The organism is Ramlibacter monticola (assembly GCF_016722785.1).
GTDB classification, from domain to species: Bacteria; Pseudomonadota; Gammaproteobacteria; order Burkholderiales; family Burkholderiaceae_C; genus Ramlibacter; species Ramlibacter monticola.
This window is the reverse complement of the sequence record NZ_JAEQNE010000005.1, coordinates 91,808-113,428: the sequence shown is the minus strand read 5'-3', so window position 1 is coordinate 113,428 and position 21,621 is coordinate 91,808. Positions and strand designations below refer to the sequence as shown.

Genomic DNA, 21,621 nt, shown 5'->3' with positions numbered 1-21,621 from the left:
CGATCAGGTCCCTTCGGGCCGCGGCGGTTTCGGGCGCGGCGCCTTGTGCGTGTGCACGATCAGCGTGGCCTTCTCCATCTCGCCGGCCAGCAGCGCGGGGAAGGCCTTGATCGTGCGGGTGACGCATTCCTCGATGGCGGTGCGCTGCTCCGGCGCCGGCTTCTTCAGCACCCAGTTGATCACTTCGGACTTGACGCCCGGGTGGCCGATGCCGAGGCGCAGCCGCCAGTAGTCCCCGGTGCCCAGCTGCGCATGGATGTCGCGCAGGCCGTTGTGGCCGGCGTGGCTGCCGCCGAACTTCAGCTTGGCCTGGCCGGGGACGACGTCGAGTTCGTCGTGGGCGACCAGGATCTCTTCCGGCTGGATCTTGTAGAAGCGCGCCAGCGCCGCGACCGAGCGGCCCGACAGGTTCATGAAGGTCTGGGGTTCCAGCAGCCAGACCGTGTGCCCGTGGATGGTGGCGCGCGCCACCAGGGCCTGGTAGCCGCGTTCGGTCACCAGGTTGACCTTCAGCTCGCGGGCCAGTTCGTCCAGCCACCAGAAGCCGGCGTTGTGGCGCGTCGCCTCGTACTCGGGGCCGGGATTGCCCAGGCCGACAAACAGCTTGATCATGGATGGAGCGAAGGTAATCGGAGGCGCGCGGGCGCCGAAGGCAATATTGTCGCCAGCCGGGCAAGAAAAAAGCCCGCTTGCGCGGGCTGATTTCGTCGTCCCCGCGCAGGCGGGGACCCAGGGCGGAAGATTACTTCTTCGCCGGGGCCTTCTTGGCGTCCTTGCCGCCCTTGGCCGGGGCGGCCTTGGCGGCCTCGGCGGCCGGGGCGGCGCCCTCGGCAGCGGCGGCGGCTTCGGCGGACTCCTCGGAGGCCGGCGTCACCACCGACACGAGCACCGGGTTCGGCTTGCCGTGCGTCACGGCCTTCACGCCCTTCGGCAGCTGGACGTCGTTCAGGTGCAGCACCGTGCCCTTCTTCAGGCCGGCCAGGTCGATCTCGATGAACTCCGGCAGGTCGGCCGGCAGGCAGGAGATGTCCAGTTCGTTCACGACCGGGTTGACCAGGCAGTGGTCCAGCTTGACCGCTTCGGATTCCTCGGCGCCCTTGTAGTGCACCGGCACCTTCATGTGCAGGCGGGTGTTGGCGTCCACGCGCTGGAAGTCGATGTGCTGGACCTGCTGGCGGAACGGGTGGTACTGCACGTCACGCAGCAGCACCTTGCCGGACTTGCCGTTCAGCTCCATGTCCAGGATGGACGAGTGGAACGCTTCCTTCTTCAGGGCGTGCCACAGGGCGTTGTGGTCCAGTTCGATCAGCTGGGGCTGGCCCTCGCCACCGTAGACGATGCCGGGCGTCTTGCCGACGTTGCGCAGGCGGCGGCTCGCACCCGTACCCTGCTTGGCGCGCTCGAAAGCGACGAATTTCATTGCAATCTCCAGTTCAGGAGCCACCGCGACCAGTGCGCCCCCGGTTCAAGAATGCCCCTTCGAAGAGGGGCGCGAAAAGCCTCAGAACAGGTCGACCTGATCCGAGAACAGACTCATGACCGATTCGCCCTTGGCGATGCGCTGCACCGTTTCGGCGATCAGCGGGGCGACGGACAGCTGGCGGATCTTGGTGCACTTGCGCGCCGCGTCCGACAGGGGAATCGTATTGGTGACCACCACCTCGTCGAGGGCCGCGCCCTTCTGGAGGCGGTCGATGGCCGGGCCCGAGAAGATCGGGTGGGTGCAGTAGGCGTAGACGTGCTTGGCGCCGCGCTCCTTCAGCACCTCGGCGGCCTTCACCAGGGTGCCGGCGGTGTCGATCATGTCGTCCATGATCACGCAGTTGCGGCCTTCGATCTCGCCGATCACGTGCATCACTTCCGACACGTTGGCCTTGGGGCGGCGCTTGTCGATGATCGCGAGATCGCATCCCATCTGCTTGGCGATCGCGCGGGCGCGCACCACGCCGCCGACGTCCGGGGAGACGACGATCAGGTCTTCGTAGTTCTTCTGCCGCAGGTCGCTCAGCAGCACCGGGGACGCGTAGATGTTGTCGACCGGGATGTCGAAGAAGCCCTGGATCTGGTCGGCGTGCAGGTCCATGGTCAGCACGCGCGCCACGCCCACCGTCTGCAGCAGGTTGGCCACCACCTTGGCCGAGATCGGCACGCGGGTGGAGCGGGGCCGGCGGTCCTGGCGGGCGTAGCCGAAGTAGGGGATCACGGCGCTGATGCGCTCGGCCGAGGCGCGCTTGAGCGCGTCGACCATGATCAGCAGTTCCATCAGGGTGTCGTTGGTCGGGGCGCAGGTGGACTGCACCACGAACACGTCACGCGCGCGGACGTTGGTGTTGATCTCCACGGTGACTTCGCCGTCGGAGAAGCGGCCGACGCTCGCGGCGCCCAGCGAGATGCCGAGATGCCCTGCGATCTCTTGCGCCAATGCCGGATTGGCATTGCCGGTGAACACCATGAAGTCGGGGGTCGGAGGAGCAGCCTGCTGCATGAGATCGGACGCCTTTATCGGTCGAGGGCGGGCCGCGCCACGCGCGACCCGACTAACGACTGGTTTGGCAGGGGAGGAAGGACTCGAACCCTCGCATGCCGGAATCAAAATCCGGTGCCTTAACCAACTTGGCGACTCCCCTACACGGGTCGACAGCCGGATCAGCTGCCAACCGAATCGTCGCTGGGTGCCCACCCCACCAGGGGATGAACCTCCAGATTGCCGCATTCCCGCACCACCCAGCCCTCAACGAGCCAGCGTGCCGGCGCCTGCGCCAGGGCGATCCCCGGCGGCAGCAGCGCGAAGACCGCGCTGCCCGAACCCGTCATCCGGGCTCGCAGACCCTGCCTGGAAAGCCATTCGAGCGCCTCGCCCACTTGGGGCTCGAGTTGCCGGGCTACCGGTTCCAGGTCGTTGTGCCCGAAACCCCAGGGATCTGCAGCAAAGCCAGAGATTGTAGCACTGTTGCGATCGCGTTTCAGGGCCGGGCTGCCAAAGATGTCTTTGGTGGCCAGGCCCCGGGGCGGCTTGACCACCGCGAAACGGGCACGCGGCAATTCTACAGGAGTGATTTCTTCGCCGATTCCTTCCACCCACGCGTTGCGTCCGCGCAGGAAGAAGGGCACGTCGGCCCCCAGCTTCAGGCCGATCGCCTCCAGCGCGGGCAGCGCCAGGCCCAGTCCCCACAGGCGATCGAGTGCCAGCAGGCAGCTCGCCGCATCGGAGGACCCGCCGCCCATGCCCGCTTCGGCGGGCAGGCGTTTGAGCACCTGGATGTGCGCGCCCTGCGTGCAGCCCGTGGCCTGCTGCAGCGCGCGGGCGGCCCGCAGCGTCAGGTCTTCTTCAGGAAGGGCGGGGCCCAGGTCCTCGCGGCTCAGCGCGCCGCCAGGGCGCCGCTCGAAATGCAGCGTGTCGTGCCAGTCCAGCAGCATGAAGACGGACTGCAGCAGGTGGTAGCCATCCCCGCGCCGCCCCGTGACGTGCAGGAACAGGTTGAGCTTCGCCGGGGCGGCGACGTCGTGCAGGGAGCGCACTCAGCCTCCGCCGAGCCGCCTCGAGGAGGCTGAAGCCCCTGAGGGGCTGAGGGCTGCGGCTCCGGGCCTGCCTGCGCAGGCCTGGACAGCCCGAAGAGGCGCTGCCTCTGGCAGCGCCGCGGCCTGCAAGGCCAGCGACCCACACGGGGTGGGGAAGCGTCGGGGCACCATTTTTCAGTGGTCGAAGGCGAGGCGCAGGTCGGCGACCGGCGGCGGATCGGTGCGCCGGGCCCGCAGGCGGCCTTCGGCCACCTGGCTCACGTCGGCCTGCCAGCCCGCCACCGGCGTGGCCTTGCCGGCCAGCCAGTCGAACAGGGCCGCGATGGGGATGGGCGCGCCCGTGGCCTCCTCGGCCAGCGCATCCAGCGAGGGGAATTCCCGGGTCTTGCCGCCGGAACGCAGCAGGGCGCTGCCGGGCGCCCAGGCGAGCACCGCCACGGTGCCGCCCAGCGGGTTGAAGAGGCTCAGCTCGCCGGTCTCGGGCGCCCCCTTCAGCTCGAAGCCGGCGGAAAAGGACTCGCCCGCGCGGCCTTCGACGTTCAGGGCGAGCCGGCCGGTCCAGACCTGCACGCCGGGCGGCACCGCCGGCCGCGGCGGCGTGGCGCAGCCGGCGAGCAGCAAGGCGAGCGCCGTGGCGAACAGCCACCCACGCAGGACGCGCAGCGTCACGGCTGCACCCTCAGCCGCTTGAGGGTCTCCAGCAGCGTCTCGTTGTCGCTGCCCAACATCATGCCTTCGCGCCAGATCTTCTCGGCGAGGTCCTTCTGGCCGAGCGTCCAGAGGACCTCGCCGAGGTGGGCGGCGATCTCGGGGTCGGGGCGGTCCTTGTAGGCGCCCTGCAGGATGCGCAGCGCCTCCGCGCGGTTGCCCAGGCGGAACTCGACCCAGCCGAGGCTGTCGGTGATGAACGGGTCGCCGGGCGCGAATTCCAGCGCCTTCTGGATCAGTTGCTTGGCCTCGGGCAGGCGCAGGTTGCGCTCGGCGAACGAGAAGCCGAGCGCGTTGTACGCATGGTGGTAGTCCGGCTTGACCGCCATCACCTGCCGCAGCAGCCGCTCCATGTCGGCGAACTCGCCGAGCTTCTCGGCCATCATGGCCTGGTCGTAGAGCAGGTCGGGATCGTTCGGCGTCTTGGCCGTGGCCTGGGCGAGCAGCTCGTAGGCGGCCTTGTACTGCTTGTTCTCGCGCAGCAGGGCCACTTCGGCCGTCATCTTCATGCGCGCATCGCCGGGCGCGCGCTCCGGCAGCGACTGGATCAGCTTGCGGGCCTCGTCCATCTTGCCCTGGCGCGCGAGGATGGAGGCGCGGCGGTTCTGCGCCGCCAGCAGGTCCTGCGAGTTCTCGATGCGGTCCAGCCAGGCGCCGGCGGCCGTGAAGTCGCGGCGCTTCTCCGCCACCTGCGCCATCGACAGGTACGCCTGCGCGAGGCCGCGGCTGCGGTCCTCGCTGGCGGGCTGCTGCTGCGCCAGGTCGATGTACTTCTTCAGGGAGGTTTCCGCCGTGGCCAGCTGGTTGTCCTGCACCAGCAGGGCGCCCTGGGCCAGCCAGGCCTCCGGGAATTCGGGGCGTTCCGTGGTCACGAGCTGCAGCTGCTGGAGCGCCTCCTGGTGGCGCTGCGCATCGAGCAGCGCCCGCGCATAGCCCATGCGGATCTCCGGCAGCGGCTGCGCCTGCAGGTAGCTGCGCACCAGCACCTCCGCCTGCGGCACCTTGGGATCCATCAGCTCCAGCGCCAGCAGCGCCGGCCCTTCGGCCCGCGCGTTGAGCGCCTGGCCGCGGCGGGCGGCATCGAGGGCGCCATTGGTGTCGCCGGCGGCCTGCCGCATGCGGCCGATGGTGCTCCAGGCGGCCGCGCCCGTCTCGGGATTCTTCAGATAGTCGGCCAGCGCCTGCTCGATCACCGTGGCGGCCTGCTTCTTGTCGCTCACGCGCGCGTAGTTGCGCGGGATCATCGAGATCACCGCCGGCCGGTCGCCCGCCTCGGAGAGGTTGATCTCGGTGCGCAGCGGCTCCGCGCTCTCCGGGATGCGATTGAGCGCGACGAGGATCTGCAGCACGTAGCGGTTCGCTTCGCGCGATTGCGGGAAGGCCTGCTTCCACGCCCGCGCCGCCTGCAGCGCGGCGTCGCCGCTGCGTGCCTGGAAGGCCAGCTCCACGGCCCGCTGGTAGAGCGCGGGATCGGTGGTCTTGCGCGCCGCATCGAGGATCAGCGCGAAGCCCGCGGCCGGCTCCGGGCCGCGCACGTTCAGCTCGCCGAGCAGCAGCTGGTAGAACAGTTCGGCATCCAAGCCGCTGTTGTCGGGCGCCGCGGCGACGATCGTGCCTGCCCCTTGCGCCAGCACGGAGCCGGCGAACGCATAGCCAAGGAGCAGCAGCCCCGCCTGACGGAATCTCTTCATCGAACCATGATAGCGGGTCACTCCGGAAAATCGCAGGCCACTTCCGCGCAGCCCCGTGCCGCGGGCCGGGGAAACCGCACAATCCGTTCCGACCATGCCCGAATTGCCGGAAGTCGAGGTCACGCGCCTCAGTTTTGCCGACCGCATCGTGGGCGCGCGGGTGCTCGACGTGCGCCTGGGCAAGCCCCTGCGCTGGCCCCTCGGCTGCGCCACCGAAGCCCTCCGGGGCCGCATCGTGACCGGCGTGCGCCGGCGCGGCAAGTACCTGCTGCTCGATTTCGACCGCGGCCTGCTGCTGGTGCACCTGGGCATGTCCGGGAGCCTGCGCTTCGACACGGGCCTGCCGGATGCGGCCCTGCACGACCACTTCGACCTCGCGACCACGCAGGGCGTGCTGCGCCTGAACGACCCGCGCCGCTTCGGGGCCGTGGTGTTCTGCGAGGACGAGGGCACGGCGCAGGCGCGCAAGCTCCTGGGCGGCCTCGGCGTCGAGCCCCTCGGCGAGGACTTCGGCCTGGCCGCGTTCCACGCCGGCCTGAAGAAGCGCAGGGCCCCGGTCAAGCAGGTGTTGCTCGCAGGCGACCTCGTCGTCGGCGTCGGCAACATCTACGCATCGGAAGCATTGTTCCTGGCCGGCATCCGGCCGACGCTGCCGGCCTTCCGCATCAGCAAGCCGCGCGCGGCGAAGCTGCGCGACGCGATCCGCGAGGTGCTCGCCAGGGCGGTGGAGAAAGGGGGCAGCACCCTGCGCGACTTCTCCAACGCGCAGGGCGAGTCGGGCTACTTCCAGCTCGAAGCCATGGTGTACGACCGCGCCGGCGAGCCGTGCCGGGTCTGCGGCTCGCCGATCCGCATGTTGAGACAAGGCCAACGCGCGACTTATTTCTGCCCGAACTGCCAGAAAGGGTGATATTCCGTACAGGGGCGGGTGCTATAGTCGGTCGAGGGGCGGGATCTCAGTGGCACTAACGTTCAACGAACAGTTCGACCAGCATGGCGCCTGGCGGCGTGAATTCGCCCTGCGCCTCAAGCTGCTGTCCGAGTGGCTGAAGGACCACGACCTCCTCGATAGCGCGGTGGAAGAACGGCTGCGCCGCCTCGAATCCCAGATCCGCACCGACAAGGTCATGGTGGCCTTCGTCGCCGAGTTCTCGCGCGGCAAGTCGGAGCTGATCAACGCCATCTTCTTCGCGGGCTACAAGCGCCGCATCATGCCAGCCAGCGCCGGGCGCACCACGATGTGCCCCACGGAGCTGGGCTACGACCCGGAAGTTCCGCCCTGCCTGCGCCTGCTGCCCATCGAAACGCGCCTGCAGACGCAGCCGCTGATGGAATGGCGCATGGTGCCGGAGAAGTGGCACCGGGTGGACCTCGACGTCAACGATCCCGACCAGCTCTCGCAGGCCATCGAGAAGGTCTCGGAAATCCGCCGCGTGACGGTGGACCAGGCCCGCGCCCTCGGCCTGTGGCACGACGACACGCCCGAGGACAACCCGATGACGGGGGCGGATGGCCTGGTCGAGATCCCCAAGTGGCGCCACGCCCTGATCAACATCGCCCACCCGCTGCTGAAGCAGGGGCTGGTGATCCTGGACACGCCGGGCCTCAACGCGATCGGCGCCGAGCCCGAACTGACGGTCAACCTGATCCCGCAGGCGCACGCCGTGGTGTTCATCCTGGCCGCCGATACGGGCGTGACCAAGTCCGACCTGCAGATCTGGCGCGAGCACCTGATCTCCGAGGACAACGCGTCGGACTCGCGCCTGGTCGTCCTGAACAAGATCGACACGCTGTGGGATGCCCTGAGCACCCCCGCGCAGGTGCAGGCGCAGATCGAGCGCCAGCGCGCCACCACCGCCGAGATCCTGGGGCTGAAGCAGCACCAGGTGATCCCGGTCTCCGGCCAGAAGGGGCTGGTGGCCAAGGTCAACGACGACCACGAACTGCTCAAGGCCAGCCGCCTGCCGGTGCTGGAGCAGGCGCTGGCCCACGGCGTGATGGGCCAGCGGCAGAAGATCCTGCGCGCCTCGGTCGCGGCCAACATCACCGAGCTGCGCATGGAGGGTACCCGCCACCTGTCGATCCGCCGCCGCGACCTCGCGGAGCAGATGATGGAGCTCAAGGGCCTGCGCGGCAAGAACATGCAGGTCATCAAGCACATGCGCGCGCGCATCGAGCAGGAGCAGGGCGAGTTCGACGCCAGCGGCGCCCGCATCCACGCCGTGCGCTCGGTGCACCTGAAGCTGCTGCGCGACGTGTTCAACCTGCTGGGCACCGCGGCGCTGAAGACCGAAATGACGGAACTCACGGATGCCCTGCGCCAGCCCGGCCTGAAGCTGGGCGTGCGCAAGGCCTACGCGAAGACCTTCGACCGCCTGCGCGAGGGCCTGCGCAAGGCCGCCAAGATCAGCGACGAGATCCAGACCATGCTGACGGGCACCTTCCGCCAGCTCAATGCGGAATACGGCTTCTCGCTGCAGGCGCCGCGCGAGCCGGACCTGGCCCGCTACGAACGCGACCTGGACCTGGTCGAACGCAGCCACAACCAGTACCTGGGCGTCAGCAACGCCCTGCGCCTGGCGCAGCCCGAGTTCGCCGATCGCCTGGTGCGCGCGCTGGCCACGCGGCTGCGCGTGATCTACGAGTCGGCGCTGGGCGAAGTGGAGCTGTGGAACAAGTCCGCGGCGGCGCAGCTCGATGCGCAGCTGCGCGAGCGGCGCCGCAACTTCGGCCGCCGGCTCGAGGCCATCGAGCGCATCCAGCAGGCCGCGAGCGGGCTGGACGACCGCATCGCCGAAATCGAGGCGCAGGAGGCGGGGCTGGACCAGCTCGATGCCAAGCTCGCCGAGCTGACGCAGCACCTGGGCAACACGCCGCTGGGCGCGCGGGCGCCGGTGGCGGAGCCTGTCCTCAAGACGGCATGACGAACGCGAGCCGGCCGGGCCGCCCGAAGGGCGAGCACCGGAAGGCGGAGCCTGAAGGTTCCTGTGTCACGGCCGGCTTCGCCGGCCGCGTGGTGCGTTGGCAGCAAACGCACGGCCGCAACGAACTCCCCTGGCAGAACACGCGAGACCCGTATCGCGTGTGGCTGTCCGAGGTCATGCTGCAGCAGACGCAGGTCGCCGCGGTGCTGGGCTACTACGAGCGTTTCCTGCAGCGCTTTCCCGATGTGGGCGCCCTGGCGGCCGCGCCGCTCGACGACGTGCTGGCGCTGTGGAGCGGGCTGGGCTACTACAGCCGCGCGCGCAACCTGCATCGCTGCGCGCAGGAGGTGGTGCTGCGGCACGGCGGCGCCTTCCCGCGCACCGCGCAGGAGCTGCAGGAACTGCCCGGGATCGGCGCTTCGACCGCGGCGGCGATCTCCTCCTTCTGTTTCGGCGAGCGCGCCGCGATCCTCGATGGCAACGTCAAGCGCGTGCTCACGCGCGTGCTGGGTTTCCGCGAAGACCTGAGCGTGGCGGCGAACGAGCGCGCGCTGTGGGAGCACGCGCGGGCGCTGCTGCCCACGCGCGAGCTGCACGAAGCCATGCCGCGGTACACGCAGGGCCTGATGGACCTCGGGGCCACGGTGTGCCAGCCGCGCAATCCGGCCTGCCTGGTCTGCCCGGTGCAGGAGCAGTGCGTCGCGTTGCGCGAAGGGCGCCCGGAGGAATATCCGGTCAAGACGCGCAGGCTCAAGCGCAGCGCGGAATCCCTGTGGCTGCTGCATGCGCGGGCGGGCGACGGCTCGGTCTGGCTGCAGAAGCGGCCGACGCCGGGCGTGTGGGCGGGGCTTTATTGCCTGCCCGTGTTCGCGAGCCGCGATGCGCTGGAGCAGGCGCTGCCCGCGGCGGCCCGGCGCCGTCTGCGGGAGGTGGCGCCGTTCGTGCACGTGCTCACGCACAAGGACCTGCATCTGCATCCGGTGCAGGCGAAGCTGCCGGCGGACTGGTCCCCGGGAGGCGGGGCCTGGTTCGCGGCAGGGGAGTGGCCGGCGCTCGGCTTGCCGGCGCCGGTGCGGCGGTTCCTGGAGAACGCGTAGGCTCGTGACCGAAGGCGGTCCAGTGGCGGGCTCTCTGGGAGCAAGTTGCTCCCGGGCCGGCCCAGGATGGGACAGTCCGCCTCTGCGACTGTCCCCCGGCGCGGATGAGAGCCCCGCCCCGGACGAGGGCCGCGCCCGCGCCTCCTCCTGATATTGTTTCCACCGCTCCCGCCGCGCTGAGGGAGCCCGGGCGGACGCCCTCGTTCTCCTCCTTCGGCGAAAAGCCTGTCATTAAGAGTGGGGGCCACCCGGATTCGACGCAGTAGCTCGAATGGTGTCTTGGGGCACCGCCGGCATTGGCCGGTGGTGACCTCGCATATCAGGACGTGCCAGTCGAATAGCGCGCTATCACGGAAAGCTCGCAGGTGAAATTGAAGCTCGGTGTGGACATCAGCAAGGCGAAGTTCGACGTTGCGTTGCTGCTGGACGGCAAGAAATATCGCTCCAAAGTGTTCAGCAACACTGGCGCCGGCTTCCGGGCGCTTCTGGAGTGGATAGCATCCAACGTGCCCGGCGGACAGGCCAACGTTCACGTGTGCATGGAAGCCACCGGCGTGTACCACGAGAGCCTGGCGCTGTTCCTGCATGAGCAGGACATCGACGTTTCGGTGGTCAATCCGATGTTGGTCAAGAGGTTTGTCGAATCTGAAGGGGCTCGCTCCAAGACCGACAGCGCCGATGCGAAGGCGCTGGCGCGGTATGCCGATCGCACCCAGCCCGAACTCTGGCAGGCGCCGTCTCCAGCAGTGAGAAAGCTGCAGGCGCTCGTGGGCCGGCTGGAGACCTTGAAGGGGATGCGGCAGGCCGAAGACAATCGTCTGGAGGTGGCCCACGAGGCTGTGCGCTCCTCGCTGCTGGAGATCATCTCGCAGCTAGACGCAAGCATCGAGGAGGTGCGCGCGCAGATCCGCCAGACGATCAACGACGATCCGGATCTGAAGTCGCGCCGCGGTCTGCTGGAGACCATTCCCGGCCTGGGGGACAAGACGATTCCGCAGCTGCTGGCGTACATCGGCCGCCCGGAGCGGTTCAAGAGCGTCAAAGCGCTCATTGCGCATGCCGGCTTGGCGCCGATGATTCAGCAGTCGGGCACTTCGCTGAACAAGAAAAGGGGCACTCATCCCATTGGCCACGAGGCGCTGCGGCAGGCCCTTTACTTCCCAGCGATGGTCGCGGGCAAATACAACCCCGTCGTCGCCAGATTCTGGCAGCGCCTGAAAGAGCAGAACAAGCCGGGCAAGGTCATCGTCGTGGCGTGCATGCACAAGCTGCTGGCCATCGCCTATGGCGTGCTGAAGTCGGGCAAGCCGTTCGACCCGGGCCGCTCGCTCGCCGCAACGGCTTGACAACCACAATGGTGTCTTTATGTCGCCGAGTCGGACTGTCCCATCCTGGTCCTGCGCTGCGCCCTCGGAAAGCGCGCGTCCTCCGCGCAGTACGCGGCAGGCGTCCGGCGATCTCGACCGGGAATGACGCTGGCTAGGACCGCCCCTGCCCCGGCCCCTTGCGCACATCCATCTCCCGGTGCCGCTTCAGCGTCGTCCAGCGCGTACCGAATTCCTCCGCCAGCTTCTCCACCAGGTACACCGAGCGGTGCTGGCCGCCCGTGCAGCCGATGCCCACCGTCACGTAGCTGCGGTGGTTGCGCGCGAGGGGCTCCAGCCAGTTGTCCAGGAAGCCCGCGATGTCCGCGAACATGTCCTGCACCTCCTGGTGCTTCTGCAGGTACTCGATCACCGGCGCGTCCATGCCGGTGAGCTCGCGCAGTTCGGGCTCGTAGTGCGGGTTGGGAAGCATCCGCACGTCGAAGATGTAGTCGGCGTCCACCGGGATGCCGCGCTTGTACGAGAAGGACTCGAACACCAGCGTCAGCTGCGCCAGCGGCGCCGACAGCAGCGACTTGACGTATTCCTGCAGCTGCGAGGCCCGCAGCACGCTGGTGTCGATCACGTGCGCGCGCTGGCGCAGGTCGGCCAGCAGCTCGCGCTCCAGCTCGATGGCCTCCACCACGGCGCGGTGCTGGTCGCCCTCGGCTTCCGTTACCGTTCTCGACAGCGGATGGCGGCGCCGCGTTTCGGAGAAGCGGCGCACCAGCGTGTCGGTGGTCGCGTCCAGGAACATGGGCCGCACGGCGATGCCGCGGTGCACCAGTTCGCGCAGGTGCCCGGGCACCAGCGGCAGCGAGGTGGCCGTGCGCACGTCCATCGCGATCGCGACGCGGCGGCGCTGGTTGCGCTCCTCCAGGTCGACGAAGGACAGCAGCAGTTCCGGCGGCAGGTTGTCGACGCAAAAGTAGCCGGCGTCCTCCAGCGCGCGCAGCGCCACCGACTTGCCCGACCCGGACATGCCCGTGATGAGGACCAGTTCGAGCGACATGGCCGCCTCAGCCCTTGCCCTCGGCCGCCGCCGCATCGCCGAGCATTTCCTTCGCGTGCGCGAGCGTCGTGCCGGACAGGCGTTCGCCGCCGAGCATGCGCGCGATCTCGGCCACGCGCTTCTCGCCCTCGACCGGGCTCACGCTGCTGGTGACCTCCTTCGCCTGGGCCTTCTTCGCGACCACGAGGTGGTGGTCGGCGCAGGCGGCCACCTGCGGCAGGTGCGTCACCGCCAGCACCTGGCGGTCGCGCCCGAGCTGCTTCATGAGGCGCCCGACCGTTTCCGCGACGGCGCCGCCGACGCCCGAATCCACCTCGTCGAAGATTAGCGTCTGGGCCTCGCCCAGGCGGCTGGTGGTGACGGCGATGGCCAGCGCGATGCGCGACAGCTCGCCGCCCGAGGCCACCTTGCCCACCGGACGCGGCGTGCTGCCCGCATGGCCGGCGACGAGGAAGCCCACCTCTTCCAGCCCGTGCGCCGAGGGCTCTCCGGTCTTTTCCAGGGCGACCTCGAAGCGGCCGCCCTGCATGCCCAGGCCCTGCATGGCCTGCGTGACCGCCTTGGCCAGCTGCGGCGCGGCCTTGGCGCGGGCCTTGGACAGGGCGCGCGCCTCCGCCAGGAAGGCCTCGAGCTCGCGCTGTTCGGCCGCTTCGAGCGCGCCCAGGTCGGCCGCCGCATCGAGCCGGGCCAGGTCTTCCTTCCAGGAGGCCAGCAGCGCCGGCAGCTCCGCCGGTGTGCGCCGGTAGCGGCGGGACAGGGACACCCACAGCGACATGCGCTCGTCCAGCTCCGCCAGCCGCTGCGGGTCGGGATCGGTCTTGCGCAGGTAGGCCTGCAGCGAGTGCGTCGCGTCTTCCAGCTGCGCGAGGCTGGAGGCCAGCACGTCGGCGATCTCGCGGAACTGCGGCTCCAGGCCTTCCTGCGCGCGCAGCGCGTCCACCGCCTGCGCCAGTGGCGCGCGGGCGCCGCCTTCGTCGCCGTCCAGCAATTCCTGGGCGACCTGGGCGGCGTCGAGCAGCGCCTGCGCGTGGGACAGCCGGGTGTGGCTGGCGTTCAGCTCGTCCCACTCGGCATCGCCGGGCGCGAGCTTGTCGACCTCGCCGATCTGCCAGGCCAGCCGCTCGCGCTCGCGCTGGAGGGAGTCCTGCGCGGCGCGCGCCTCGGCCAGGGTCTTCTGGGCCGCCCGCCAGCTTGACCACAGCTGCTGCAGCCGGTCGGTGCTCACGCCGGCATAGCCATCGAGCAGGGCGCGCACCGAGGCCGGCCGCGTGAGGCTCTGCCAGGCATGCTGGCCATGGATGTCGACCAGGTGGTCGCCCACCTCCCGCAACTGGGTGGCGGTGGCGGCGCTGCCGTTGATCCAGGCGCGGCTCTTGCCCTGGCTGTCGACGGTGCGGCGCAGCAGCAGGGTGTCGCCGGCGTCGAAGCCGGCTTCCTGCAGCCAGGGCAGCAGCGCGGGCGGCAGGTCGAACTCGGTGCTGATCTCGGCGCGGGCCGCGCCTTCGCGCACGACGGTGGCTTCGGCGCGCGCGCCGAGGGCGAGCTGCAGGGCATCGATCAGGATGGACTTGCCCGCGCCGGTCTCGCCGGTCAGCACGGAGAAGCCGTCGCCCGGGTCGAGCTCCAGCTCGCGGACGATCACGAAGTCGCGCAGGGCGATGCGTTTGAGGCTCATGGTCCGGGAGTCTCGGGGCTCACGCCCCTTCGTTCCAGTGCATTTTCTTGCGCAGGGTGTCGAAGTAGCTCCAACCCCTGGGGTGCAGGAATCGTACCTTGTGCTGCGAGCGCCGCACAGTGATGCGATCCCCATGCAGCAGGGAGGCGAGCGACTGCATGTCGAAATTGGCGCTGGCATCGCGGCCGGCCACCAGCTCGATCGCGATCTCGGATGAGTCCGGCAGCACGATGGGCCGGTTCGACAGCGTGTGCGGCGCGATCGGCACCATCAGCCAGCCCGGCGTGGACGGATGCAGCAGCGGCCCGCCGGCCGACAGCGCATAGGCGGTCGAGCCCGTGGGCGTGGACATGATCAGCCCGTCGGAGCGCTGGCGCGACACGAAATGGCCGTCGACCTCGATGCGCAGTTCGACCATGCCCGAGGTCGCCCCGCGGTTGACCACGACGTCGTTGAGCGCGAGGGCGTCGAACACCGCGTGGCCGTCGCGCACCACGATGGCATGCATCAGCGTGCGGTGGTCCTCGTCGTACTCGCCGGCCAGCATGGGCGGCAGCACGGTGCGGTAGTGTTCGATGGGGATGTCGGTGATGAAACCGAGCCGGCCCTGGTTGATGCCCACCAGCGGCGTGCCGTGGCGGGCGAGCTGGCGGCCGATGCCCAGCATGGTACCGTCGCCCCCGACCACCACGCCCAGGTCGCACTGCGTCCCGATCCCGGCCACATCGGCGGTGGGATAGCCCGTGATCTCGGTGACCGCGGCGGTGTCGCGCTCCACCACCACGTGGCAGCCCTGGGATGTCAAAAATTCCGCAATTCCTTCCAGCGCGGCGTGGGCCGATGCGGCGAGGGCCGGGGCGACGGCGGCATGGTACTTGCCGATCAGGGCCACCTGCCGGAAGATCGATTTCATCGGCAAATTACATCACTAAAATTGCCGGGCAAGACCCAACCCTCTCCATGATGCTCGAAGACCGCGCCAGGCTGCTGCTGAAAACGCTGATCGAGCGCTACATCGCCGAGGGACAGCCCGTGGGCTCGCGCACCTTGTCGCGCGCCTCGGGGCTCGAGCTGTCGCCGGCCACCATCCGCAACGTGATGTCGGACCTGGAGGAACTGGGGCTGGTCGCCAGTCCGCACACCTCCGCCGGGCGCGTGCCCACGGCGCGCGGCTACCGCCTGTTCGTGGACACCATGCTGACCGCGCGCCGCGACGAGATCGTGTCGGCGAGCTCGCTGCCGCCGGACCAGCCGCAGAAGGTGATCGCGCAGGCGGCGCAGATGCTGTCGAACCTGTCGCAGTTCGTGGGCGTGGTGGTGGCGCCGCGGCGCAGCTCCGTGTTCCGCCACATCGAATTCCTGCGGCTGTCGGAGCGCCGCTTCCTGGTGATCATCGTGTCGCCGGACGGCGACGTGCAGAACCGCGTGGTGCTCACCGCGGTGGACTACGACCAGTCGCAGCTGCAGGAGGCCGCCAACTTCCTCAACGCCAACTACTCCGGCACCACCATCGAGGACGTGCGCGAGCGGCTCAAGGGCGAGGTGGAGCAACTGCGCGGCGAGATCGTCACGCTGATGAAGACGGCGGTGGACGCGAGCTCCGAAGCCATGAAGCAGGACCAGGAGGAAGTCGTGATCTCGGGGGAGCGCAACCTGCTGGCAGTGAGCGACTTCGCCAGCGACATGACGCACCTGCGCCACGCCTTCGAGCTGTTCGAGCAGAAGGCGCAGCTGATGCGGCTGCTGGACGTCTCCAGCCAGGCCGACGGCGTGCGCATCTTCATCGGCGGCGAAAGCCAGATCGTGCCCTTCGAGGAGCTTTCGGTGGTGAGCGCGCCCTACGAGGTCGACGGCCACGTGGTGGGCACGCTGGGGGTGATCGGCCCGACGCGCATGGCCTACGACCGGATGATCCAGATCGTGGACATCACCTCCCGGCTGGTGAGCAACGCGCTCAGTCATCGCGAGACCGGAGGCAGCCCGGGCGCGCCCTACAATCCCGGCTCCCGGGGCCGTTAGCTCAGTTGGTCAGAGCAGGGGACTCATAATCCCTTGGTCGCTGGTTCAAGTCCAGCACGGCCTACCACGGGCAGTCCGCATCCGTGCAAACCCCCGCCACGGTTGAGCTTCATCCGAATGGGTGATAGGCTCCCGCGCGGAGGAGTTATGCGTTGGTCCTGGTGTGGTTGCAATATCCGATTCCTGGTCCGGCTGGATCGGCTTCCCTGGATGCGCCTGGTTCCGGGCCGCCGGCGCTACTACTGTTCGATGTGCGAGGCGGACCAGTTCCTCGCCCGCGACTCGGTGCGCAAGTCGATTCCCCTCGGGACGGCCTCGAACCTGCATTGCTCGGAAACGATGCGCGGCCCACTCGGATGAACGAGGCCGGCATGGTCGGGCCCGGGGATTAGGCCCAGGCGAGGCCTCGGACTGCGTATTCGCTTAACGCCCCATGCCGGGGCGCACTCCTATAATCCCGCCGCCATCAACCCGATGCACGGCACTCCTTGACGCCCGACGAGCGCGCTTCGCCACCCCGTGAGCTCACCGCGCCCAGCGGCCCCCGGGGCAGCGCGAGTCTCGTCGACATCCTCGACCGGGTCCTCGACAAGGGCCTCGTCGTCGCGGGGGACATCAAGGTTTCCCTCGCCGACATCGAACTCCTCACCATCCGCATCCGCCTGATGATCTGCTCGATCGACAAGGCGGAACAGATCGGCCTCGACTGGTGGAAGTTCGACCCGAACCTCTCTCCGGGCCGCCACCAGGCCCTCGTGCAGGAGAACACCGCCCTGCGCGAACAACTGCGCCTGCTCGAACGCAAGGTGGAAGCCCTGGCGGCTCCCGCGCGCAAGACCCGACCCAAGGGAGCCGGCAAGCCAAAGCGCTGAACCCTGACTGAAACAAGGGTAAGCGTCGCGGTGCAAGAGCTGCCGCGAGCCGGTAAGGACTGCAACCGCAGGAAACGACGCACAGGTCCTTCACCGCCATTGGGGCGCTCCTGTGGATAAGTGAACCTGATGGGGTCTTGCATCTCGTGGAAGTTGGCAGCTACTTCTTACGCGAGCCACACACGGCGGTCACAAACTGCTTAAGACGAATTCCGCGAACCGCCGACAACGGTGGAGCGGGGTCGCCGTCGCGTCGTTGCGGAGTTTCCGCGCCAAGGAGAGCAAAAAATGTCGGTTGAACGTGTAGTGGGTGGTTCCAGCCTCGTGGAGGTCCTGGACCGTGTCCTGGACAAGGGCATCGTCGTCGACGCCTGGATCAGGGTTTCGCTGGTCGGCATCGAGCTGGTCACGATCGAAGCGCGGGTGGTCATCGCCTCCGTCGACACTTACCTGCGCTATGCGCAGGCGATCGTCGGCACGCCGCAGGTCTCCCGCCCGCGCGGCGTGGAGGCGCCGGGACGCTACGAGGAACTCTCCGCGGAGATCGCCGCCCTGCGCGCGCAGCTCGCCGCGCCGCCGCTGCGGGCCGAGCCGCAGTTGCAGCCCGCCGGCCGCGCCCGGACGCGCAAGACCATCGTGCTCGAGGACGAGCGCCCCGCCGCGCCCGCGCCGCGCGCCCGGGTCCGCAAGGCCCGCGAGCTCGAGCCGGCCGCGGCCTGAGCACCCCGCCCGGTGAGCGATTGCCATGGCCTTGCCCCTCTACGTCTACTGCATCGTCCGCGCGGATGCGCCTTTGCGCCTGGAGGTGGCGGGCCTGGAAGAGCGCCGGCCGGTACGGGCCATCCGGCACCAGGGCCTGGCGGCCGTGGTGTCGGAGGTGTCCTGCGAGGACCCGGATCCGAGCCGCGCCAACGTGCTCGCGCACGAGCGGGTGAACGAGGCCGTCCTGCGCGACCGCACGCTGATTCCCATGGCCTTCGGCACCGTCTTCCAGTCCTCCGGGGACGTGCTGGAACTGCTTCGTTCCGCCCAGGACACCTTCGACGACGTGCTCGGGAAACTGCACGGCAGGATCGAGTTCGGCCTGAAGGTGTTCTCCCCGCCGGGGCAGAGCGCCCGGGTCGATGCGGCCCTCGCGCGACAGCACGTCGCCGGTTTCCTGCAGCGACTGCGCGACGTGTGCGTCGCTTCGCGCTGCAGCGCGACGATCGGCGACCGGATGATCCTGAACGCGGCCTTCCTCGTCGAGCGCCAGCGCGAGCGGGCTTTCGACGAACGCGTCCACGAGATCGCTGCGGAACACGAGGAGCTGACCTTCCAGTTCACCGGTCCCTGGCCGCCGTACAACTTCGTCGCGATCCGCCTGAAACGCGAAACCGCGGAATGAGCGCGGTGGCCTGTTCGACACCATGATCATCTCCGGATTGCGCTGGATTCTTTCCGCGATCGGGCAGGCCGCGACGGCCGAACTGGACGACGACACGCCGCTGCGCGAGGCCCTGCTGGAGGCCGGCCTGAGGCTCCAGCAGCGGGAGATCACCGAAGAGGAGTACGCGCAGATCGAAGCGGTCGTCCTCGCCCGCATGCGCGAGATCCGCGAGCGCCGGCAGGCGGCAGCGGGCGTGGCTGCGGGCGATGTTGCGAGCCGCGGACCCATCGCCGTGGAGGCCACGATCCTGGGTGACTTCCATCAGCCCGCGCCGCCTGTCGCGCCGCGCCGGGGCGGGGCCGCGAAGCGCCGGCGGGTCCGGCTACCATCCCGCGAGTGAGCGTGCTGACGTACGTCTATGCCCTCGTCCGGGCGGAGAAGTGCCCGCCCCTGCGCGGCACGCCCGACCCGATGCCCGGCGGCGAGCCGGTGCGGCTGCTGCCCGTGGCCGAGGGCCTGTGGCTGGTGGCCAGCACGGTGCCTGCGCAGGGTTACGACCAGGCGGCGCTCGAGGCCGGCCTGCAGGATATGGCATGGCTGGCGCCCAGGGCACTGGCGCACGAGGCGGTCGTCGAGCATTTCCTGCCGTGCCCCGCGCTGCTCCCCATGCAGATCTTCACGCTCTTCATCTCCGACGCGCGGGCGCTGGAGCACGTGTTCCTCACGCGCGAGCGCATCGAGCGCATCCTGCAGCGCATCGAGCGGCACGTCGAGTGGGGCCTGCGGCTGACGTGGGACGAGAAGGCCGCGCACGCCGCAGCCCGGCAGCGGCATCCCTCGTTCGAAGCGGCGACGGGCGCGGACTACCTCGCGCGCAAGCGTGACCTGCTCGCGTCGGACCGCAGCCAGTGGACCACGGCGCTGGAGGCCGCGGAACGCCTGTACCGCACCGCGGAGGGCGAGGCCGCCGCATCCCGTCGCCACGGAGATACCGAACAGGCCATCCCGCAATCGCGCCTGCTGCTCGATGCCGCGTTCCTGGTGCCCTCCGCGCGCGCGGGGGCGTTCCGCACGCTCCTGCAGCGCCAGGAGCGCATGCTGGGCGAGCTGGGCATCGCCCTCTCGCTCACGGGACCCTGGCCGGCCTACAACTTCGTGTGATGGCGCGCGCACGCTCCCCCGAGGCGCAGGTCGCGATGCTCGACCCCCGCGGCGGCTCGCTGCTCGACCTGGTCGACAACCTCCTGAACCAGGGCGTGGTGCTCACCGGCGAGCTCACGCTCAGCCTCGCCGGCGTCGACCTCGTGTACGCGCGGCTGTCGCTGCTGCTGTGCGTGTCCGACCGCCTGCTGGACCTGCACGGGCGCCGGTCCGGGCCGGCCGGCGCCATCCGCCGGGACGCCGCGCCCCGTATTCGCCGCCGCTAGGGTGACCACGGCATGACCGCGCGCGCCTTGCTCGTCTACGCGGTCTGCCGGCGGCCCCCAGGACGCTTCGCGCTTGCCGGCATCGCGGGGGAGCGGCTCGGCGTCGTCGAGGCCGGGCGCCTGGCCGCGATCACCGGCGAGCTGGCGCGTCCCCCGAAAGCCAGCCTCTCCGCGCTGCGCCGGTACGACCGCGTGCTGCGCGAGCTCGCCGGGAGGCTGCCCGCGGTGCTGCCGGCGCGCTTCGGAACCTGCATGGCGAGCGTAGAGGAACTCGCCTTCGTCCTGCGTTCGCGCGAGGCGTCGCTGCGCGCGGCGCTGCGCGACGTGCGCGGGCGCGTGCAGATGACGCTGCGCGGCGTGGCCCCGCTCGAAGCCGGCGCGGCGCAGGCGGAGGCCCGCGCGCCGGCCGGCGGCCCGGGCGCGGCGCATCTCCGGGCGCTCGCGCTCGCGGCGGCCCGCGAACGCGCGACGCCCGCGCTGGCGCCCGTGCGGGCCGCCGTGGCGCGCTGGGTGCGCGCCGAACGGGTCGAGCGCAGCGGCGATCTCGCGAGCGTCTACCATCTGATCCCGCGCGGCGCCGTGCCGGCCTATGTCCGGGCCGCGCAGCGGGCCGCGCAGGCCGGGGGCGTCGGGATGGTGCTCACCGGGCCGTTTCCGGCCTATGCCTTCGGGAGCTGGTAGCGATGCCGCGCGCACGGCCAGGCGAAGGCGGCACGCGGGCCCCGCGGAAGAAGGCGGCGAGTCTGCGCGAGCGCACGGTCGGCGGCCTCACCGTCGCCGAGATCGGCGAGCTGGAACTCCTGCGTTCCGAGATCGAACGCAGCTCGCGCCGCGGGGAGCCCGCGCGCTGGGATGCGAACCCCGAAGACGTGCAGCGATCCGTCCTGCGCCTCGTGCTCACGCTGGTCGAATTCATCCGCAGGCTGCTGGAGCGGCAGGCCATTCGCAGGATGGAGGCGGGCACGCTCACGGACTCGGAGACGGAGGACATCGGCCGGGCCTTGATGCTGCTGGAGGCCACGGTCCGGGACCTCACCGAAAAGTTCGGCCTGCAGGCCGAAGACCTGAACCTGGACCTCGGCCCCCTCGGGAAGATGATGTGAGAAATGCCACGGATGAAGTCGGGGTCCTCGCGTCACAAGCCCGCGTCCATGTTGGAAAGTGCTCTCCAAGCGATACCGGGCGCAACATCGCGACAGCCGGGTAAAGCTTGTTGCGCAGGCCCTGTGCGGGGCCCGGCGCCGTCCCAGAATGGGAGCCCAGGACGCCCCCATGCAAGCCGAATCCATCGTCACCCACACCGCCCATGCCCGCGACCGCGAACTCGCCGCGGCGTTGAAGGGGGCGCGAACCATGCCCGTGACCGGCAAGCCGGTGCTGGTCGCCTTCCGCAACGAGGACGGCCAGATGTACCGCTTCGCCCTCCTGTACGGGCCCATGCAGCTGCGCTACCTGCGGCAGCGCCTGGTGCAGCTGCACCTGCTGCAGGACCTGGACGACCACGACGGCATGCTCACCGTGCTGGGCACCGACTGACCCTTCCGCATGTAAGCTTCTCGCGCTATGCTGCGGGCTCATGCGGAACCCGCAGCCCACCCCTCCCGCCTCCGTCCTTCCCCTTCCCGAACTGGTCCCCTCGCTGCGCGAGGTCGCGGCGGCCCTGCGCCGCGTGAAACGGGCGACCGAGCCCGGCCCCGGCTACCGCATCGGCATCTGCGATGCCGGGGGGACGCTGGTCGCCGGCACCCGGTTCGCCAGCTTCAACCAGGTGCAGCGCTTCTCGCTCGCCATGGCGGACCTCGGCTACGGCGACGTCATCGCGGAGGATGCCGAGCAGGCGCACGGCTTCCACGTGCTGTTCGTGCGGCGCGCGCCGGGCCCCTGAATCCCGCCGGACATATTTCGCCGCGCCGCGGAACGCGTCGTGGCGGCACGCGCGGCGCC

The 21,621-nt window shown here is 69.7% G+C and carries 24 protein-coding genes and 2 tRNA genes; 16 read left to right on the top strand and 10 right to left on the bottom strand.

Annotated elements, in window-relative coordinates; genetic code table 11:
• Positions 1 to 3 precede the first annotated feature (3 nt).
• The 7 genes from pth to JJ685_RS19200 form a co-directional block, all read right to left on the bottom strand.
• Positions 4 to 612, bottom strand: coding sequence for an aminoacyl-tRNA hydrolase (gene pth / locus JJ685_RS19230; RefSeq protein WP_201675950.1), 609 nt, complete (start codon positions 610 to 612; stop codon positions 4 to 6).
• Positions 613 to 742: 130 nt separating this feature from the next.
• Positions 743 to 1,420, bottom strand: a complete 678-nt coding sequence (locus JJ685_RS19225; protein WP_201675949.1) for a 50S ribosomal protein L25/general stress protein Ctc — start codon at positions 1,418 to 1,420, stop codon at positions 743 to 745.
• Positions 1,421 to 1,501: 81 nt separating this feature from the next.
• Positions 1,502 to 2,485, bottom strand: coding sequence for a ribose-phosphate pyrophosphokinase (locus tag JJ685_RS19220; protein WP_201675948.1), 984 nt, complete (start codon positions 2,483 to 2,485; stop codon positions 1,502 to 1,504).
• Between the two features lie 65 nt (positions 2,486 to 2,550).
• Positions 2,551 to 2,627, bottom strand: a tRNA-Gln gene (locus tag JJ685_RS19215).
• A gap of 19 nt (positions 2,628 to 2,646) precedes the next feature.
• Positions 2,647 to 3,519, bottom strand: a complete 873-nt coding sequence (ispE, locus tag JJ685_RS19210) for a 4-(cytidine 5'-diphospho)-2-C-methyl-D-erythritol kinase (RefSeq protein ID WP_201675947.1) — start codon at positions 3,517 to 3,519, stop codon at positions 2,647 to 2,649.
• 174 nt (positions 3,520 to 3,693) lie between these two features.
• Positions 3,694 to 4,188: a lipoprotein insertase outer membrane protein LolB gene (locus JJ685_RS19205; RefSeq protein WP_201675946.1), complete on the bottom strand. Its 495-nt coding sequence runs from the start codon at positions 4,186 to 4,188 to the stop codon at positions 3,694 to 3,696.
• A complete protein-coding gene (locus JJ685_RS19200) occupies positions 4,185 to 5,918 on the bottom strand; it encodes a tetratricopeptide repeat protein (RefSeq protein ID WP_201675945.1) in 1,734 nt (577 codons plus the stop codon). The genes JJ685_RS19205 and JJ685_RS19200 overlap by 4 nt, the downstream gene beginning before the upstream one ends.
• A 94-nt stretch (positions 5,919 to 6,012) precedes the next feature.
• Between JJ685_RS19200 and mutM the strand changes: the two genes are divergently transcribed.
• The 4 genes from mutM to JJ685_RS19180 all read left to right on the top strand — a co-directional run bounded on the left by mutM (position 6,013) and on the right by JJ685_RS19180 (position 11,285).
• The gene (mutM, locus tag JJ685_RS19195) at positions 6,013 to 6,828 is read left to right on the top strand and encodes a bifunctional DNA-formamidopyrimidine glycosylase/DNA-(apurinic or apyrimidinic site) lyase (protein WP_201675944.1); all 816 of its coding nucleotides are present in this window, start codon (positions 6,013 to 6,015) and stop codon (positions 6,826 to 6,828) included.
• 49 nt (positions 6,829 to 6,877) lie between these two features.
• Positions 6,878 to 8,842 carry a dynamin family protein gene (locus JJ685_RS19190; RefSeq protein WP_201675943.1) on the top strand — a complete coding sequence of 655 codons (1,965 nt, stop codon included), beginning with the start codon at positions 6,878 to 6,880 and terminating at the stop codon, positions 8,840 to 8,842.
• Complete coding sequence (gene mutY / locus JJ685_RS19185) at positions 8,839 to 9,939, top strand: A/G-specific adenine glycosylase (RefSeq protein WP_201675942.1); 1,101 nt, start codon at positions 8,839 to 8,841, stop codon at positions 9,937 to 9,939. The genes JJ685_RS19190 and mutY overlap by 4 nt, the downstream gene beginning before the upstream one ends.
• Positions 9,940 to 10,304: 365 nt before the next feature.
• The gene (locus JJ685_RS19180) at positions 10,305 to 11,285 is read left to right on the top strand and encodes an IS110 family RNA-guided transposase (protein WP_201675941.1); all 981 of its coding nucleotides are present in this window, start codon (positions 10,305 to 10,307) and stop codon (positions 11,283 to 11,285) included.
• Between the two features lie 133 nt (positions 11,286 to 11,418).
• Here JJ685_RS19180 and rapZ read toward each other — a convergent pair whose 3' ends face one another.
• Genes rapZ through JJ685_RS19165 form a run of 3 tightly spaced genes read right to left on the bottom strand, consistent with a single transcriptional unit; the run spans position 11,419 to position 14,903 of the window.
• Positions 11,419 to 12,315, bottom strand: a complete 897-nt coding sequence (gene rapZ / locus JJ685_RS19175; protein ID WP_201675940.1) for an RNase adapter RapZ — start codon at positions 12,313 to 12,315, stop codon at positions 11,419 to 11,421.
• Positions 12,316 to 12,322: 7 nt separating this feature from the next.
• Positions 12,323 to 13,990, bottom strand: coding sequence for a DNA repair protein RecN (recN, locus tag JJ685_RS19170; protein WP_201675939.1), 1,668 nt, complete (start codon positions 13,988 to 13,990; stop codon positions 12,323 to 12,325).
• Positions 13,991 to 14,009: 19 nt separating this feature from the next.
• Positions 14,010 to 14,903 (bottom strand): NAD kinase, encoded by an 894-nt coding sequence (locus JJ685_RS19165; RefSeq protein ID WP_201675938.1) that lies wholly within the window; start codon positions 14,901 to 14,903, stop codon positions 14,010 to 14,012.
• A 50-nt stretch (positions 14,904 to 14,953) separates the two neighbouring features.
• Between JJ685_RS19165 and hrcA the strand changes: the two genes are divergently transcribed.
• The 12 genes from hrcA to JJ685_RS19105 all read left to right on the top strand — a co-directional run bounded on the left by hrcA (position 14,954) and on the right by JJ685_RS19105 (position 21,562).
• Positions 14,954 to 16,009 carry a heat-inducible transcriptional repressor HrcA gene (hrcA, locus tag JJ685_RS19160; protein WP_201676236.1) on the top strand — a complete coding sequence of 352 codons (1,056 nt, stop codon included), beginning with the start codon at positions 14,954 to 14,956 and terminating at the stop codon, positions 16,007 to 16,009.
• Positions 16,000 to 16,076 (top strand) — tRNA-Ile (locus JJ685_RS19155). The genes hrcA and JJ685_RS19155 overlap by 10 nt, the downstream gene beginning before the upstream one ends.
• A gap of 421 nt (positions 16,077 to 16,497) precedes the next feature.
• Entirely contained in the window at positions 16,498 to 16,881 is a 384-nt protein-coding gene (locus tag JJ685_RS30545; RefSeq protein WP_201675937.1) for a gas vesicle protein, read from the top strand.
• A 288-nt stretch (positions 16,882 to 17,169) separates the two neighbouring features.
• Positions 17,170 to 17,601: a gas vesicle structural protein GvpA gene (gene gvpA, locus JJ685_RS30540; RefSeq protein ID WP_201675936.1), complete on the top strand. Its 432-nt coding sequence runs from the start codon at positions 17,170 to 17,172 to the stop codon at positions 17,599 to 17,601.
• A 25-nt stretch (positions 17,602 to 17,626) separates the two neighbouring features.
• Complete coding sequence (locus JJ685_RS19140) at positions 17,627 to 18,268, top strand: GvpL/GvpF family gas vesicle protein (RefSeq protein WP_201675935.1); 642 nt, start codon at positions 17,627 to 17,629, stop codon at positions 18,266 to 18,268.
• A gap of 22 nt (positions 18,269 to 18,290) precedes the next feature.
• On the top strand, positions 18,291 to 18,650 hold the full coding sequence (locus tag JJ685_RS19135; RefSeq protein ID WP_201675934.1) for a gas vesicle protein GvpG: 360 nt from the start codon (positions 18,291 to 18,293) through the stop codon (positions 18,648 to 18,650).
• Positions 18,647 to 19,411: a GvpL/GvpF family gas vesicle protein gene (locus JJ685_RS19130; protein WP_201675933.1), complete on the top strand. Its 765-nt coding sequence runs from the start codon at positions 18,647 to 18,649 to the stop codon at positions 19,409 to 19,411. The genes JJ685_RS19135 and JJ685_RS19130 overlap by 4 nt, the downstream gene beginning before the upstream one ends.
• The gene (gene gvpJ, locus JJ685_RS19125; protein WP_201675932.1) at positions 19,411 to 19,677 is read left to right on the top strand and encodes a gas vesicle protein GvpJ; all 267 of its coding nucleotides are present in this window, start codon (positions 19,411 to 19,413) and stop codon (positions 19,675 to 19,677) included. Before JJ685_RS19130 ends, gvpJ begins: the two co-directional genes overlap by 1 nt.
• Positions 19,678 to 19,689: 12 nt before the next feature.
• Complete coding sequence (locus JJ685_RS19120; RefSeq protein ID WP_201675931.1) at positions 19,690 to 20,358, top strand: GvpL/GvpF family gas vesicle protein; 669 nt, start codon at positions 19,690 to 19,692, stop codon at positions 20,356 to 20,358.
• A 2-nt stretch (positions 20,359 to 20,360) separates the two neighbouring features.
• Complete coding sequence (locus JJ685_RS19115) at positions 20,361 to 20,780, top strand: gas vesicle protein K (protein WP_201675930.1); 420 nt, start codon at positions 20,361 to 20,363, stop codon at positions 20,778 to 20,780.
• Between the two features lie 169 nt (positions 20,781 to 20,949).
• Positions 20,950 to 21,213, top strand: coding sequence for a hypothetical protein (locus JJ685_RS19110; protein WP_201675929.1), 264 nt, complete (start codon positions 20,950 to 20,952; stop codon positions 21,211 to 21,213).
• Between the two features lie 40 nt (positions 21,214 to 21,253).
• Complete coding sequence (locus JJ685_RS19105) at positions 21,254 to 21,562, top strand: hypothetical protein (protein ID WP_201675928.1); 309 nt, start codon at positions 21,254 to 21,256, stop codon at positions 21,560 to 21,562.
• The last annotated feature ends 59 nt before the right edge of the window (positions 21,563 to 21,621 follow it).